This is a genomic window from Allobosea sp. 10L417, assembly GCF_056395485.1.
Genome location: NZ_JBFTJP010000011.1, coordinates 140,124 through 153,737, shown reverse-complemented (window position 1 = coordinate 153,737; position 13,614 = coordinate 140,124). Strand labels below are relative to the sequence as shown.

The window sequence follows — 13,614 nt, the reverse complement described above, 5'->3', positions numbered from 1 at the left end:
CCCTTCCTCGCTCCGATCCGACGCGAACAGGCCCGGCCTTTCGTCGTGATTGCGCGCGATGATGCGTCGGGACTATCTCACTGATCAGGAGGGCCAGCCTTGAACGCCTTTGCTCTCACCGAAGACCAGGTCGCCATCCGCGACATGGCCCAGGAGTTCGCCGCCGAGACGCTGGCGCCCCATGCCGCGCGCTGGGACGAGGAGAAGCATTTCCCGGTCGAGGAGATGCGCGCGGCCGCCGCACTCGGCATGGGCGGCATCTACATTCAGGAGGATGTCGGCGGCTCCGGCCTCTCGCGGCTCGATGCGGCGCTGATCTTCGAGGCGCTCTCGACCGGCTGCCCGACGGTCGCGGCCTATATCTCGATCCACAATATGTGCGCCTGGATGATCGACCGCTACGGTTCGGACGAGCAGCGCCAGCGCTTCCTGCCGAAGCTCTGCACCATGGAGCATCTCGCCAGCTATTGCCTGACCGAGCCCGGCGCCGGCTCCGACGCCGCCGCTCTGAAGACCAAGGCTGTGCTGGACGGCGACCATTACGTCCTTGACGGCCAGAAGCAGTTCATCTCGGGCGCCGGGGTCTCCGACGTTTATGTCGTGATGGCGCGGACCGGCGAATCCGGCCCTTCGGGCATCTCGACCATCGTGGTCGAGAAGGACACGCCCGGCCTCTCCTTCGGCGCCAATGAGAAGAAGATGGGCTGGAACGCCCAGCCGACGCGCGCCGTGATCTTCGAGAACTGCCGCGTGCCGGTGGCCAACCGGCTCGGCCCGGAGGGCATCGGCTTCAAGATCGCCATGGCCGGGCTCGATGGCGGGCGGCTCAATATCGGCGCCTGCTCGATCGGCGGCGCTCAGGGAGCACTCGACAAGGCGCTGAGCTATGCCAGGGAGCGCAGGGCTTTCGGCTCGGCCATCGCCGATTTCCAGGCGCTGCAGTTCAAGCTCGCCGACATGGCGACGGAGCTGGAGGCGGCCCGCAGCTTCCTCTGGCGCGCCGCGGCTGCGCTCGACGCCAAGACGCCGGACGCGACCAAGCTCTGCGCCATGGCCAAACGCGTCGCCACCGATACCGGCTTCGAAGTAGCGAACGATGCCCTGCAGATCCATGGCGGCTATGGCTACCTGGCCGATTACGGCATCGAGAAGATCGTCCGCGACCTGCGCGTCCACCAGATCCTCGAAGGCACCAACGAGGTGATGCGGATGATCGTGGCGCGCGGGCTGGTCGGCCGGGCGAAGGGCAATTGAGAGAAAACGTCATTCTCGGGAGAGAAGCGCAAACCCGAGGATCTCGTGACCAGAACTGGTTTCCGAGATGGTCGGCTCAAGGCCGACCATGACGACGAGCGAAGGGAGAGAACGACCATGACCAACATCGCCTTCATCGGCCTCGGCAATATGGGTGGCCCCATGGCCGGGAACCTCGTCAAGGCCGGGCACAGCGTCAAAGCCTTCGATCTGGTCGAGGCCTCGCGCAATGCCGCCGCCGAGCTCGGCGTCGGAATCTCCGGCTCGGCAAAGGACGCCGTGGCCGATGCGGAGATCGTGGTGACCATGCTGCCGGCCGGCAAGCATGTGCTCTCGGTCTGGGCCGACATCCTGCCGGTGGTGAAGCCCGGCACGCTGCTGATCGATTCCTCGACCATCGATGTCGAAAGCGCGCGCAAGGCGCATGCGCTGGCGGCCGAGCACGGCTGCCTCTCGCTGGACGCTCCCGTCTCTGGCGGCACCGGCGGCGCCAAGGGCGCAACGCTGACCTTCATGGTCGGCGGCGCGACCGACGCTTTCGACAAGGGCGAGCCGATCCTCGCCAAAATGGGCCGCAAGATCGTGCATTGTGGCGGCGCCGGAAACGGACAGGCCGCCAAGATCTGCAACAACATGATCTTGGGCATCTCGATGATCGGCGTCTCCGAGGCCTTCGTGCTGGCGGAGAAGCTCGGCCTGTCGCATCAGGCGCTGTTCGACGTGGCCTCGACCTCGTCGGGCCAGTGCTGGTCGCTGACGACCTATTGCCCGGTGCCGGGCCCAGTGCCGACCTCGCCCGCCAACAACGACTACAAGCCCGGCTTCGCCTCGGCGCTGATGCTGAAGGATCTGAAGCTGGCGCAGGAAGCCGCGCAGGCGGCCGGGGCCTCGACCCCGCTCGGCGCGGCGGCCGCCCAGCTCTTCGGCCTGCACAACGCCTGGGGCGAAGGCGGCACGGATTTCTCTGGGATCATCCATCTACTCCGCGGCCGCGGAGAGGCCTGAGAGGCGCTTGCGCGGCAGGGTGCCGCGGGTCTAGACCCAAGACATGAACGACGCCCCGCTCCGCCGCGAACGCTCCGCCCTCACCGGGTTCGCGATCAATCGGCTCGACCGGCGCGAGGATCTGCGCAGCAAGCATGATGCGGTGACGGCGCTGCGTCACCGCTCCGACACACGGATCGTGGCGGTGGCCGGCGAAACACCCGTCCTGAAGCGGCTCGAGGGCGAGGCGCTTTCGGTCTGGTTCACGCATGGTGAGACCGAAATGCTCGGCCCCGCCGCCGAGGAAATCTTCCTTGGCATGGCAGAGGACGGCGCGCCGCGCTTCGCCCGCCTGCTCGACAAGGCCCTGATCGAGCCGCTGAAGGAGCGGGCCGAGCTGCTCCTGACCGATCTTCGCTCGGTCGCGCTGAAGCGCATGGTGCCGGAGGAGGAGGTCGGGCCGCTCGGCGAAGCCAAGGCCGTGCTCGACTGGCACGCCCGCCACCGCTTCTGCGCACAATGCGGCGGGCCGGCCGTCGCCGGGGCTGCGGGCTGGCGGCGTGAATGCACCGCCTGCGGCGCGATGCATTTCCCGCGCACCGACCCCGTCGTGATCATGCTGGTCACACGCGGCGAGAACTGCCTGCTGGCACGGCAGGCCCGCTTCGCACCGGGCATGTATTCCTGCATCGCCGGCTTCGTCGAGCCGGGCGAAACGCTGGAGGATGCCGTGCGCCGCGAGAGCTGGGAGGAGGCCGGCCTGCGTGTCGGCAAGGTCCGCTACCTCGCCTCGCAGCCCTGGCCTTTCCCCTCCTCGATCATGGTCGGCTGCATCGCCGAGGCGCTCGGCGACGAGATCACCCTCGATATGACCGAGCTCGAAGCCGGGCGCTGGTTCCCGCGCGAAGAGGTGCTGCAGATGCTGGACGGCGCACATCCCGACGGCCTCGCCTGCCCGCAGCATATCGCCATCGCCAACACGCTGGTGCGGGCCTGGGCGCTCGAAGGCGAGCGGATCTGACACGCTGCGGGCCCTGCGCCATCTCGACTGACGAACAGCCTTTGCGGAGCCTTGGATGACGGACCCGGTCAACGCCTTCGTAGCCGGGCCGCGCGCCCGCATTGCCGGCGATTCCGGCGGCCCGCTGTCCGGACTGACCTTTGCAGTCAAGGATCTGTTCGACGTCGCCGGGCTGCCGACCGGCGGCGGCAATCACGACTGGGCCAAGGCGAACCCCATTCCGACACGCCATGCCTGGGCGGTGCAGGCGCTGCTGGATGCAGGGGCGGATTTCGTCGGCAAGACCATCACCGACGAGGTCTCGCTCGGCATCCTCGGCGAAAACGCGTTCGACGGCACGCCGACGAACAGCGCTGCGCCCGAGCGCGTGCCGGGCGGCTCCTCCTCGGGCTCGGCCGCCGCGGTCGCGGCAGGCCTGTGCGACACCGCGCTCGGAACCGACACGGGCGGCTCGGTGCGGGTGCCGTCGAGCTTCTGCGGGCTCTACGGCATCCGGCCGACGCATGGCCGGCTGGACCTGACCGGGTTGATGCCGCAGGCGCCCGGCTCGGATACGGCGGGCTGGTTCGCGCGCGATGCCGGGACCTTCGCGCGGGTGAGCAGCGTCATGCTGGGCGAAGCGCCCGGACCGCTACCGACGAAGCTCCTGCTCGCCGTCGATGCCTTCGGCTTCGCCGATCCTCAGGTGGCCGAGGCGCTGCGTCCGATGCTCCGGAAGCTTGAGCGGATCATCGGGCCGGCGCGCGAGGAGATCATGGCGCCGCAGGGGCTTTCGGTCTGGGCGCGGGCGCAGCGCAGCCTGCAGCCGGTCGAAGCCTGGCAGACCTTCAAGCCCTGGATCGAGCGGCACAATCCGCGCATGGCCTTCAGCGTCGCGGCCGGGCTGCTCGCCGGCTCGCAGGTGTCGATGAGCGAGCAAAACTGGGCGGCGCTGATGCGCGAAGAAGCGCGGGCGCGGCTGCGCTATCTGCTGCCGCCCGGCACGATCCTCTGCCTGCCGACGACGCCATTCCCGGCGCCGCTGCGCGGCCTGTCGATACCGCAGCTGCAGCCGATGCGCGACCGCATCACCTGTCTCTGCGCCCAGGGCGGACTCACCGGCTCGCCGCAGGTGAGCATCCCCGGCGCGACGGTGGATGGCGCTCCCATCGGTCTCTCGATCATCGGCGGGCGCGGCACCGATGCCAGCCTGATCGCCGTCGCCCAAGCCATGGAAGCAGCCTCGTGACTGACCTGACCCCGAACCGGCCCGAAATCGTCGCCGAGATCAGCGCATTGTTCGAGCGCTACGAACAGGCTCTCATCGACAAGGACGTCGACGTGCTCGACGCCTCCTTCTGGAACAGCCCCTACACCATCCGCTACGCGCTCGGCGAGAACGGCTACGGCTTCGAGGAGATCCACGGCCACCGCGTCGCGCGGCCGCCGGGACCGGGCATCAAGGAAAAGCGGATCCGGCTGGAGATTCTGACGCTGGGCCGCGACCTGGCCACGGTCAACCTCGAGTTCAAGGTGCGCGGGCGCGAAATCATCGGCCGCCAGAGCCAGACCTGGGTGCGTTTTCCCGATCTCGGCTGGAAGGTCGTCTCGGCCCATGTCTCGACGATGGAGGGCCCGCGCCCCTGGTAAAGTGGCGCCCGTCTTTACCACTCCTTAACCATCAAGGGCGCCCCCTTGCATGGTCCTGGGGCTTTGGGGGGCTCGGAAAGGACCGTGACCATGCACGACCTCGATCCTGAGCACGCCGCCGTGGAGCAGCTCGTCGGTCTGCCTGTCGCCGATGTCGAACGCGACCTGATTCTCGCCACGTTGCGGGAAACCGGCGGCAATCGCACGCATGCCGCCAATCTGCTCGGCATCGCGATCCGCACACTGCGCAACAAGATCAACAGCTATGGGGCGGAGGGCTACGAGGTGCCGGAGCCGCCCCAGGGCTCGGTTTCGTGAGCCCCCGGCGAAAGCGGGGGGCTCGCCGACCAGCGTTTCCTACTCCGCCGGTTCCTCGATGGTGGAGCGAAACTCGCTGGCGGGATAGACGCCCATGATCTTCATCTCCTTGGAGAAGAAGGTGAGTTCGTCGAGCGCGCGCCTCAGCGCCGGGTCGTCGGGATGGCCCTCGACATCGGCATAGAACATCGTCGCCGAGAACAGGCCGTCGACCATGTAGCTTTCCAGCTTGGTCATGTTGATGCCGTTGGTGGCGAAGCCGCCCATCGCCTTGTAGAGCGCGGCCGGGATGTTGCGGACGCGGAACATCAGCGTCGTCACGGTCTTGCCCGCGCCCTGGCGGGCATATTCCGGATATTTCGAAAGCACGACGAAGCGGGTGGTGTTGTGCTTCTCGTCCTCGATATCCTCCATCAGGATGTTGAGGCCGTAGACATCCGCCGCGATGCGGGGGGCGATCGCCGCGCGGGTCAGGTCCTTGGCCTCGGCGACCTGCCGGGCGGAGCCGGCGGTGTCGGCCGCAACCTCGGCCTTGAGGCCGAGCTTGCGGATGATCTTGCGGCACTGACCGAGCGCGTGGATATGGCTCTGTACGGTCTTCACCGTCGCCAGCGTCGCGCCCTCGACGCCCATCAGATGGAAGCGGATCGGCAGGAAATGCTCGCCGATGATGTGCAGGCCGGAACGCGGCAGCAGGTGATGGATATCGGCGACCCGGCCTGCGATCGAATTGTCGATCGGGATCATGCCGTAGCGCGCCTTGCCGTCGCTCACAGCGGCGAGAGCATCCTCGAAGGTAGCGCAAGGCAGAAGCTCGCAGTCCGGAAACACCTGGAGAGCCGCCTGCGAGGAGAAGGCTCCGGGCTCACCCTGGTAGGACACGACGAAGGACATGGGGACTCTCAGGCTCCTCAGCTTCTTGTTTTGACGCAATTCCGAACGCAAAGCCGCGATGCGGTCTTGCTGGAACGGCCTTAGCGGGACTTCAGGATCGCGCGGGCGCGATCGAGATCGGGGGGCGTGTCGACGCCGCGCGGCACATGGTCGATGACCATGACGTCGATGCGCATGCCGTCCTCGAGCGCGCGCAGCTGCTCGAGCTTCTCACGCAGTTCCAGCGGCGATTGCGGCAGGCTGACGAAGCGATCGAGTGCGGCACGGCGATAGGCGTAGAGGCCGACATGGTGATAGAGCGGCCCCTCTCCTGCCGGCGCGGTAGCGCGCGTAAAGTAAAGCGCACGCATGTGGCCCGGCGCGATCTCGCTGCCGATCAGCTTCACCACGCTCGGCGCGACCTTCTCTTCCTCGTCGGTGATCACGCCTGCAAGCGTCGCGATATCCACAGCCGGATCGGCGAGCGGCTTCACCGCCGCGGCGATGGCCGAGGGTTCCAGCGTCGGGAAATCGCCCTGCACGTTGACGATGATGTCGTAGCGCCGCTGCGGGTCGAGGATATCCGCGGCTTCCTTGATGCGGTCCGAGCCGGTCTGGTGGCCGGCGCTGGTCATCACCGCCTTGCCCCCGGCCGCCTCGACGGCGGCGGCGATCTCGGGCGCATCCGTCGCCACGGCGACGTCGCCGGCGCCGGATTCGATAGCCCGGCGCCAGACATGCACGATCATCGGCTCGCCGTTGATGTCGGCGAGCGGCTTGCCGGGCAAGCGCATTGCCTGCATGCGGGCGGGGATCAGGATCAGCGGATTCGACATGTTTGTGGGCGGGCTCGACAGGGAGGCTGCTGGTTGCGGCGGACGGCGTCAAAAAGTCTCAAAGCGGAGCGTGCTTATACGAGTTGCAATGAAGCGCGCAAAGCGGTTAAGCAACGGCGGAGGCTGGAGGCTTTCGAGACTCCGGCTATGCGCTACTCGTCTCCCGGGCCTCGGCCGCGGAGGGCACCAAGGTTCGGATACGATGAATATCGAAGCCAACAAGATCGCCGGCGCGGTTCTTTCCACGCTGCTTGTCGTGATGAGCCTCAACATGGCGGCGGGCATCGTCTTCGCGCCGAAGAAGCCGGCCGTTCCGGGCTTCGATCTGCCGAGCGAGGAGCCGGCCGCCGCGGGTGGTGGCGCCCCTGCAGCCGCCGCTGAGGAGCCGATCGCCGTTCGCCTCGTCAAGGCCGACCCGGCCAAGGGCGAGAAGGCCACCGGCGCCTGCAAGGCCTGCCACACCTTCGAGAAGGGCGGCGCCAACAAGGTCGGCCCGCATCTCTTCGGCGTCTTCGGCCGCAACGAGGGCTCCGTCGAGGGCTTCGGCTATTCGGCCGCGATGAAGGGCCGCAACGACAAGAACTGGGACGCCGACGCGCTCGACCACTTCCTGAAGAACCCGAAGGCTTACGTGCCCGGCACCGCCATGGCCTTCGCCGGCATCAGCAAGCCCGAGACCCGCGCCGACGTCGTCGCCTATCTGAATTCGCTGGCGGATTCGCCGCAGCCGCTGCCGAAGCCCTGATCGGCGGGAGCTGCGACCATTCGCTACGACAAGCCGGGCTTTTGCCCGGCTTTTTGTTTGGCCCTCGCCTTGCTCCCGCCTTCGGCTTGCCCGCACAATCCGGCTAATGCCGGCTCTTGCCGACCATTGCCGTAACCCTCGGCTCAGGCGAGATAGGACAACGGCGAATCAGACGGAGACGCGAAACGATGGCGATGCGCATCACACGCCGCAGATTGCTGGAAGCCGCAGGCACTGCTGCGGTCGCGGGCGCCCTGCCCGGCCTTTCCGGAGCGGCGCTGGCGCAGGACGCCGAATCGCACGGGCTTTCGACTTTCGGCGAGCTCGCCCTGCCGCCCGATTTTCCGCATTTCGCCTATGTGAACCCCAAGGCGCCGAAGGGTGGCCTGCTCACCGTCCAGATCAAGCGCGCAGGCGGAAACCAGAGCTTCGACACCTTCAACACGCTCAACACCTTCGTGCTGCAAGGCGATGGCGCGGCTGGCATGGATGCCTGCTTCGACAGCCTGATGGCGGGCTCGGGCGACGAGCCCGGCTCGCTCTACGGGCTGCTGGCCAAGAGCGTCGCAGTATCGCCGGACAAGCTGACCTATCGCTTTCGCCTGCGGCCGGAAGCGCGCTTCCATGACGGCTCACGCGTCACGGCGCGCGATGCCGCCTTCTCGATGAATATCCTGAAGGCCAAGGGCCATCCGTCTTACCGGCTCCTGCTCAACGAGCTCGCCTCGTCGCAAGCCGAGGGTGACGACATCCTCGTGGTGACGCTCTCGCCGAAGCGCGGACGCGACCTGCACCTCGTCGTCGCCGGCCTGCCGGTCTTCTCCGAGAAATACTGGTCGACGCGGGATTTCACAGCCTCGACCCTGGAGCCACCGCTGGGCTCGGGCGCCTACAAGGTCGGGCGCTTCGAGCAGGGCCGCTTCATCGAATTCGAACGCGTACCGGACTATTGGGGCAAGGATCTGCCGGTCAATATCGGCACCAACAATTTCGACCGGGTGCGCTGGGAGTATTTCCGCGACCGGCAAGTGGCTTTCGAGGCCTTCAAGGCAGGGGCCATCACCTTCCAGGAGGAATTCACCTCGCGCATCTGGGCCACGGGCTACGACTTCCCGGCAGTCCATGAAGGCAAGGTCAAGAAGGAGGCCCTGCCGAAAACCGAGCCCGTCGGCTCGCAGGGCTGGATCTACAATACGCGGCGCGAGAAATTCGCCGATCCGCGCATCCGCGAGGCGCTCGGCCTCGCCTTCGACTTCGAATGGACGCGCAAGACCATCATGTTCGGCTCCTATGAGCGCATGACGTCCTATTTCGAGAATTCGGATTCCAAGGCGGTCGGCAAGCCCTCGCCGGAGGAGTTGGCGCTGCTCGAGCCCTGGCGGGGCAAGGTGCCGAACGAGGTCTTCGGCGAGCCCTTCCTGCCGCCGGTCTCGGATGGCTCGGGCAGCGATCGCAACCTGCTGCGCAAGGCCGACGAAATGCTGCGCGCCGCCGGCTGCAAGCGCGACGGCAATGTGCTGAAGCTGCCGAACGGCCAGCCCTTCGAGATCGAGTTCCTCGACTCCTCCCCGGCGCTGCAGCCGCATACGCAGCCCTTCCRGGCCAATCTCAAGCGGCTCGGCATCAACGCCACCTCGCGCCTCGTCGATCCCGCGCAGTATCAGCGCCGCCTCGACGAGTTCGATTTCGACATCATCAGCCGGGCGCTTTCAGGCGGCGCGATCCCCAGCGACACGCTCAGCATCGTCTATGGCTCGGAAGCGGCGAAGACCAGAGGCTCGCGCAATGCCGCCGGCATCAGCGACCCCGCCATCGACGCGATGATCGAGAAGGTCGGCCAGGCCAAGAGCTATGCCGAGGTCGTCGTCACCGCCAAATGCCTCGACCGGCTGCTGCGGGCGGGGCGCTACTGGATTCCGATGTGGTGGAACGACGAGGAATGGCTGGCCTATTGGGACATGTACGACCGGCCGGCGACCAAGCCGAAATTCTCCTCCGGCGCGCCGGCGATCTGGTGGTACGATCCCGAGAAGGCCAAGCGGATCGGAAAGGCGTGACGCGGGCATGCTGAGCTATATCGTCCGGCGCCTCGCGCTGATGGTGCCAACGCTGTTCGGCATCCTGTTCGTCTCCTTCGTCATCGTGCAATTCGCGCCGGGCGGGCCGGTCGAGCGCGTGATCTCTCAGCTCCAGAACCCCAACAGCGGCGCGGCCGATCGTGTCGGCGGCGGCCAGATGGGCGATGCCGGCGCGCAAAGCGAGGCATCAGCCTATCGCGGAGCGCAGGGGCTCGACCCCGCCTTCATCAAGGAGTTGGAAAAGCAGTTCGGCTTCGACAAGCCGGCGCATGAGCGCTTCCTGAAGATGCTCGGCGACTATGCCCGCTTCGATTTCGGCCGCAGCTATTTTCGCGATGCCCCCGTACTGCAGCTGATCAAGGAGAAGCTGCCGGTCTCGATCACGCTCGGCCTGTGGATGACCCTGCTCTCCTATGCGATCTCGATCCCGCTCGGCATCCGCAAGGCCGTGAAGGAAGGCTCGCGCTTCGACACCTGGACGAGCGCCGTCGTCATCGTCGGCTATGCCATTCCGAGCTTCCTCTTCGCGATCCTCCTGATCGTGCTCTTCGCCGGCGGCTCCTTCTGGCAGATCTTCCCGCTCAGGGGCCTCACCTCCGACAACTGGGGGGAGCTCAGCCTCTTCGGGAAGGTGACGGACTATCTCTGGCACATCACGCTGCCGGTTCTGGCGATGGCGCTCGGTGCCTTCGCCACCTCGACGCTACTGACCAAGAACTCATTCCTCGACGAGATCAGGAAGCAATACGTCCTGACCGCGCGGATGAAGGGCCTCAGCGAGCGCGGCGTGCTCTACGGCCATGTCTTCCGCAATGCGATGCTGATCGTGATCGCCGGCTTCCCCGGTGCCTTCGTGCATGCGCTTTTCGCCGGTGCGCTCCTGATCGAGACGATCTTCTCGCTCGACGGGCTTGGGCTGCTGTCCTTCGAGGCGATCGTCAACCGCGACTATCCCGTCGTCTTCGCCAATCTCTACATCTTCTCGCTGATCGGCCTCGTCGTGCATCTGATCACCGACCTGACCTATAGCTGGGTCGATCCCCGCATCGATTTCGAGAGCCGGGAGGCGTGAGCATGAGCGACACGCTGATCGACGCCCCGCCCCCGGCCCTGCGCAGCGACATCCCGCTCGCGCCGGCCGAGGCGACGCAGGGCTGGCTCAAGCTCTCGCCGATCAACCGGCGCCGGCTCAACAACTTCAAGGCGAACAGGCGGGGCTGGTGGTCGCTCTGGCTCTTCCTCGCCCTGTTCCTGCTCTCGCTCGTCGCCGAGTTCATCGCCAACGACCGGCCGCTCGTCGTGCGCTACAAGGACGAATGGCTGTTCCCCATCGCGGTGAACTATCCCGAAGAGAAGTTCGGCGGCTTCCTCGCCACCACCGACTATCGCGACCCGGTCATCGCCAAGGAGATCGCGGCCAACGGCTTCGCGATCTGGCCGCCGATCCGCTACTCCTACCGCACGCATAATCTCGACCTGCCGGTGCCCGCCCCGGCCCCGCCGACCTGGATGCTCAAGGACGAGCAATGCAAGCCGATCGCGGAGCGCAATGGCGGTTCAACTTGCCGCGACCTCGAATGGAACTGGCTCGGCACCGACGATCAGGGCCGGGACGTGGTCGCGCGGCTGATCTACGGCTTCCGCATCTCCGTGCTGTTCGGCCTCATTCTCTGTGCCTTCTCGTCGGTGATCGGCATCGCGGCAGGCGCGATACAGGGCTATTTCGGCGGCTGGACCGACCTGATCTTCCAGCGCCTGATCGAGATCTGGACCTCGATACCCGCGCTCTATTTGCTGATCATCGTGGCCGCGATCATCACGCCCGGCTTCTTCGTGCTGCTCGGCATCCTCCTGCTGTTCTCCTGGGTCGCCCTGGTCGGCGTCGTGCGCGCCGAGTTCCTGCGGGCGCGCAATTTCGAATATGTACGGGCGGCGCGCGCACTCGGACTCTCCAACCGCACCATCATGTGGCGCCACCTGCTGCCCAACGCCATGGTCGCTACGCTGACCTTCCTGCCCTTCATCCTCAACGGCTCGATCACCACCCTGACCTCGCTCGACTTCCTCGGCTTCGGCCTGCCGCCGGGCTCCCCTTCGCTGGGCGAGCTGCTGGCACAAGGCAAGGCGAACCTTCAGGCGCCCTGGCTCGGCCTCTCCGGCTTCATGGTGATCGCACTGATGCTGTCGCTGCTGATCTTCATCGGCGAAGCCGTGCGCGACGCCTTCGACCCGCGGAAGACCTTCGCATGAGCGCGCCGCTTCTCTCCGTCGAGGACCTCTCTGTCGCCTTTCGCCAGGGCGGGCGGGAGACGCTCGCGGTCGATCATGTCTCCTTCTCTATCGCCAAGGGCGAGACGCTGGCGCTGGTCGGGGAATCCGGCTCCGGCAAGTCGGTCTCGGCCCTGTCGATCCTGAAGCTCCTGAACTATCCGGCGGCGCATCACCCCTCGGGCAAGGTGCTGTTCAACGGACAGGACCTGATCGCCGCCGACGAAGACGCGATGCGCAAGGTGCGCGGCAACGACATCACGATGGTGTTCCAGGAGCCGATGACCTCGCTCAACCCGCTGCACAGCATCGAGCGCCAGATCGGCGAGATCCTCGAACTGCACAAGGGCTTACGCGGAGAGAAGGCCCGCGCCCGCACCCTGGAGCTGCTGGAACTGGTCGGCATCCGCGACGCGCGGAGCCGGCTGGACGCCTATCCGCACCAGCTCTCCGGCGGCCAGCGCCAGCGCGTGATGATCGCGATGGCGCTCGCCAACGAGCCGGAGTTGCTGATCGCCGACGAGCCGACCACGGCGCTCGACGTCACCGTGCAGGCCCAGATCCTGAAGCTGCTCAAGGAGCTTCAGGCACGGCTGGGCATGGCGATGCTGTTCATCACCCATGATCTCGGCATCGTCCGCCGCATCGCCGACCGGGTCTGCGTGATGCTGAAGGGCAAGATCGTCGAGCAGGGACCGGTCAGCGAGATCTTCGCCAATCCGCAGCACGACTATACCAAGCGCCTGCTCGCCGCAGAGCCGAAGGGACGCCCCTCCCCTGTCCCGACGGACGCTGCGACGCTGCTCGAAGCCGGGCCGGTCAAGGTCTGGTTCCCGATCAAGTCCGGCATGCTGCGCCGCGTGACCGGCCATGTGAAGGCGGTCGACGGCATCTCGGTAAAGGTCCGCGAGGGTGAGACGCTGGGCATCGTCGGGGAATCCGGCTCGGGGAAGACCACACTGGGGCTGGCGATCCTCCGACTGATCGCCTCTGAGGGGCCGATCGTCTTCCTCGGCGACCGCATCGACGGGCTCTCAAGCGAGCAGGTGCGGCCGAAGCGCAAGAACCTCCAGGTCGTCTTCCAGGACCCCTACGGCTCGCTCTCGCCGCGCATGTCGGTGGCGGAGATCGTCGCTGAGGGGCTCGCCATCCAGCAACCCGACCTCACCTATCAGCGCCGCCGCGAGATCGTGGCGCAGGCGCTCGCCGATGTGGGCTTGGATCCGGCGGCGATGGACCGCTATCCGCACGAGTTCTCCGGCGGCCAGCGCCAGCGCATCGCCATTGCGCGGGCCATGGCGCTCGATCCGAAATTCGTGGTGTTAGACGAGCCGACCTCGGCACTCGACATGTCCGTGCAGGCTCAGATCGTCGAATTGCTGCGCGGCCTGCAAACTAGGCGCAAACTGGGCTATCTCTTCATCAGCCACGACCTCAAGGTCGTGCGGGCGCTGTCGCATCGGGTGGTGGTGATGCAGAACGGCAAGGTGGTCGAGGAAGGCCCGGCAGAGGCGATCTTCGCCCAGCCGCGCGAGGCCTATACGCAGGCGCTGCTGGCGGCCGCGCTCAACCTCGATACCGCCAATGGCGGCTCGGTGAGGGACTGAC

At 66.6% G+C, this 13,614-nt stretch carries 13 protein-coding genes; 11 read left to right on the top strand and 2 right to left on the bottom strand.

The features are described from left to right. Positions 1-99 precede the first annotated feature (99 nt). The 6 genes from AC1DE3_RS23240 (at position 100) to AC1DE3_RS23215 (ending at position 5,206) form a co-directional block, all read left to right on the top strand. Positions 100-1,254 (top strand): isobutyryl-CoA dehydrogenase, encoded by a 1,155-nt coding sequence (locus tag AC1DE3_RS23240; protein WP_441513700.1) that lies wholly within the window; start codon positions 100-102, stop codon positions 1,252-1,254. Positions 1,255-1,371: 117 nt separating this feature from the next. Then, a complete protein-coding gene (mmsB, locus tag AC1DE3_RS23235; protein WP_441513699.1) occupies positions 1,372-2,259 on the top strand; it encodes a 3-hydroxyisobutyrate dehydrogenase in 888 nt (295 codons plus the stop codon). A 43-nt stretch (positions 2,260-2,302) separates the two neighbouring features. After that, the gene (nudC, locus tag AC1DE3_RS23230; RefSeq protein ID WP_441513698.1) at positions 2,303-3,259 is read left to right on the top strand and encodes an NAD(+) diphosphatase; all 957 of its coding nucleotides are present in this window, start codon (positions 2,303-2,305) and stop codon (positions 3,257-3,259) included. A gap of 55 nt (positions 3,260-3,314) precedes the next feature. Then, positions 3,315-4,487 (top strand): amidase, encoded by a 1,173-nt coding sequence (locus tag AC1DE3_RS23225; RefSeq protein WP_441513697.1) that lies wholly within the window; start codon positions 3,315-3,317, stop codon positions 4,485-4,487. Next, positions 4,484-4,888, top strand: coding sequence for an oxalurate catabolism protein HpxZ (hpxZ, locus tag AC1DE3_RS23220; RefSeq protein WP_441513696.1), 405 nt, complete (start codon positions 4,484-4,486; stop codon positions 4,886-4,888). The genes AC1DE3_RS23225 and hpxZ overlap by 4 nt, the downstream gene beginning before the upstream one ends. A 90-nt stretch (positions 4,889-4,978) precedes the next feature. Beyond that, entirely contained in the window at positions 4,979-5,206 is a 228-nt protein-coding gene (locus AC1DE3_RS23215) for a helix-turn-helix domain-containing protein (RefSeq protein ID WP_441513718.1), read from the top strand. A gap of 39 nt (positions 5,207-5,245) precedes the next feature. On the opposite strand, the gene AC1DE3_RS23210 is transcribed toward AC1DE3_RS23215, so the two are convergent. Together AC1DE3_RS23210 and AC1DE3_RS23205 are read right to left on the bottom strand one after the other, a co-directional pair. Then, complete coding sequence (locus tag AC1DE3_RS23210; RefSeq protein ID WP_441513695.1) at positions 5,246-6,100, bottom strand: prephenate dehydratase; 855 nt, start codon at positions 6,098-6,100, stop codon at positions 5,246-5,248. Between the two features lie 80 nt (positions 6,101-6,180). Next, the gene (locus AC1DE3_RS23205; protein ID WP_441513694.1) at positions 6,181-6,915 is read right to left on the bottom strand and encodes a 3-deoxy-manno-octulosonate cytidylyltransferase; all 735 of its coding nucleotides are present in this window, start codon (positions 6,913-6,915) and stop codon (positions 6,181-6,183) included. Between the two features lie 202 nt (positions 6,916-7,117). Between AC1DE3_RS23205 and AC1DE3_RS23200 the strand changes: the two genes are divergently transcribed. The 5 genes from AC1DE3_RS23200 (at position 7,118) to AC1DE3_RS23180 (ending at position 13,613) form a co-directional block, all read left to right on the top strand. Further along, on the top strand, positions 7,118-7,660 hold the full coding sequence (locus tag AC1DE3_RS23200) for a c-type cytochrome (RefSeq protein WP_441513693.1): 543 nt from the start codon (positions 7,118-7,120) through the stop codon (positions 7,658-7,660). 188 nt (positions 7,661-7,848) lie between these two features. Beyond that, positions 7,849-9,717 (top strand): extracellular solute-binding protein, encoded by a 1,869-nt coding sequence (locus AC1DE3_RS23195; protein ID WP_476852806.1) that lies wholly within the window; start codon positions 7,849-7,851, stop codon positions 9,715-9,717. 7 nt (positions 9,718-9,724) lie between these two features. Beyond that, complete coding sequence (locus AC1DE3_RS23190; protein WP_441513691.1) at positions 9,725-10,810, top strand: microcin C ABC transporter permease YejB; 1,086 nt, start codon at positions 9,725-9,727, stop codon at positions 10,808-10,810. A 2-nt stretch (positions 10,811-10,812) separates the two neighbouring features. Continuing rightward, positions 10,813-11,988 (top strand): ABC transporter permease, encoded by a 1,176-nt coding sequence (locus AC1DE3_RS23185; RefSeq protein ID WP_441513690.1) that lies wholly within the window; start codon positions 10,813-10,815, stop codon positions 11,986-11,988. Further along, positions 11,985-13,613, top strand: coding sequence for an ABC transporter ATP-binding protein (locus tag AC1DE3_RS23180; protein WP_441513689.1), 1,629 nt, complete (start codon positions 11,985-11,987; stop codon positions 13,611-13,613). Before AC1DE3_RS23185 ends, AC1DE3_RS23180 begins: the two co-directional genes overlap by 4 nt. The last annotated feature ends 1 nt before the right edge of the window (position 13,614 follow it).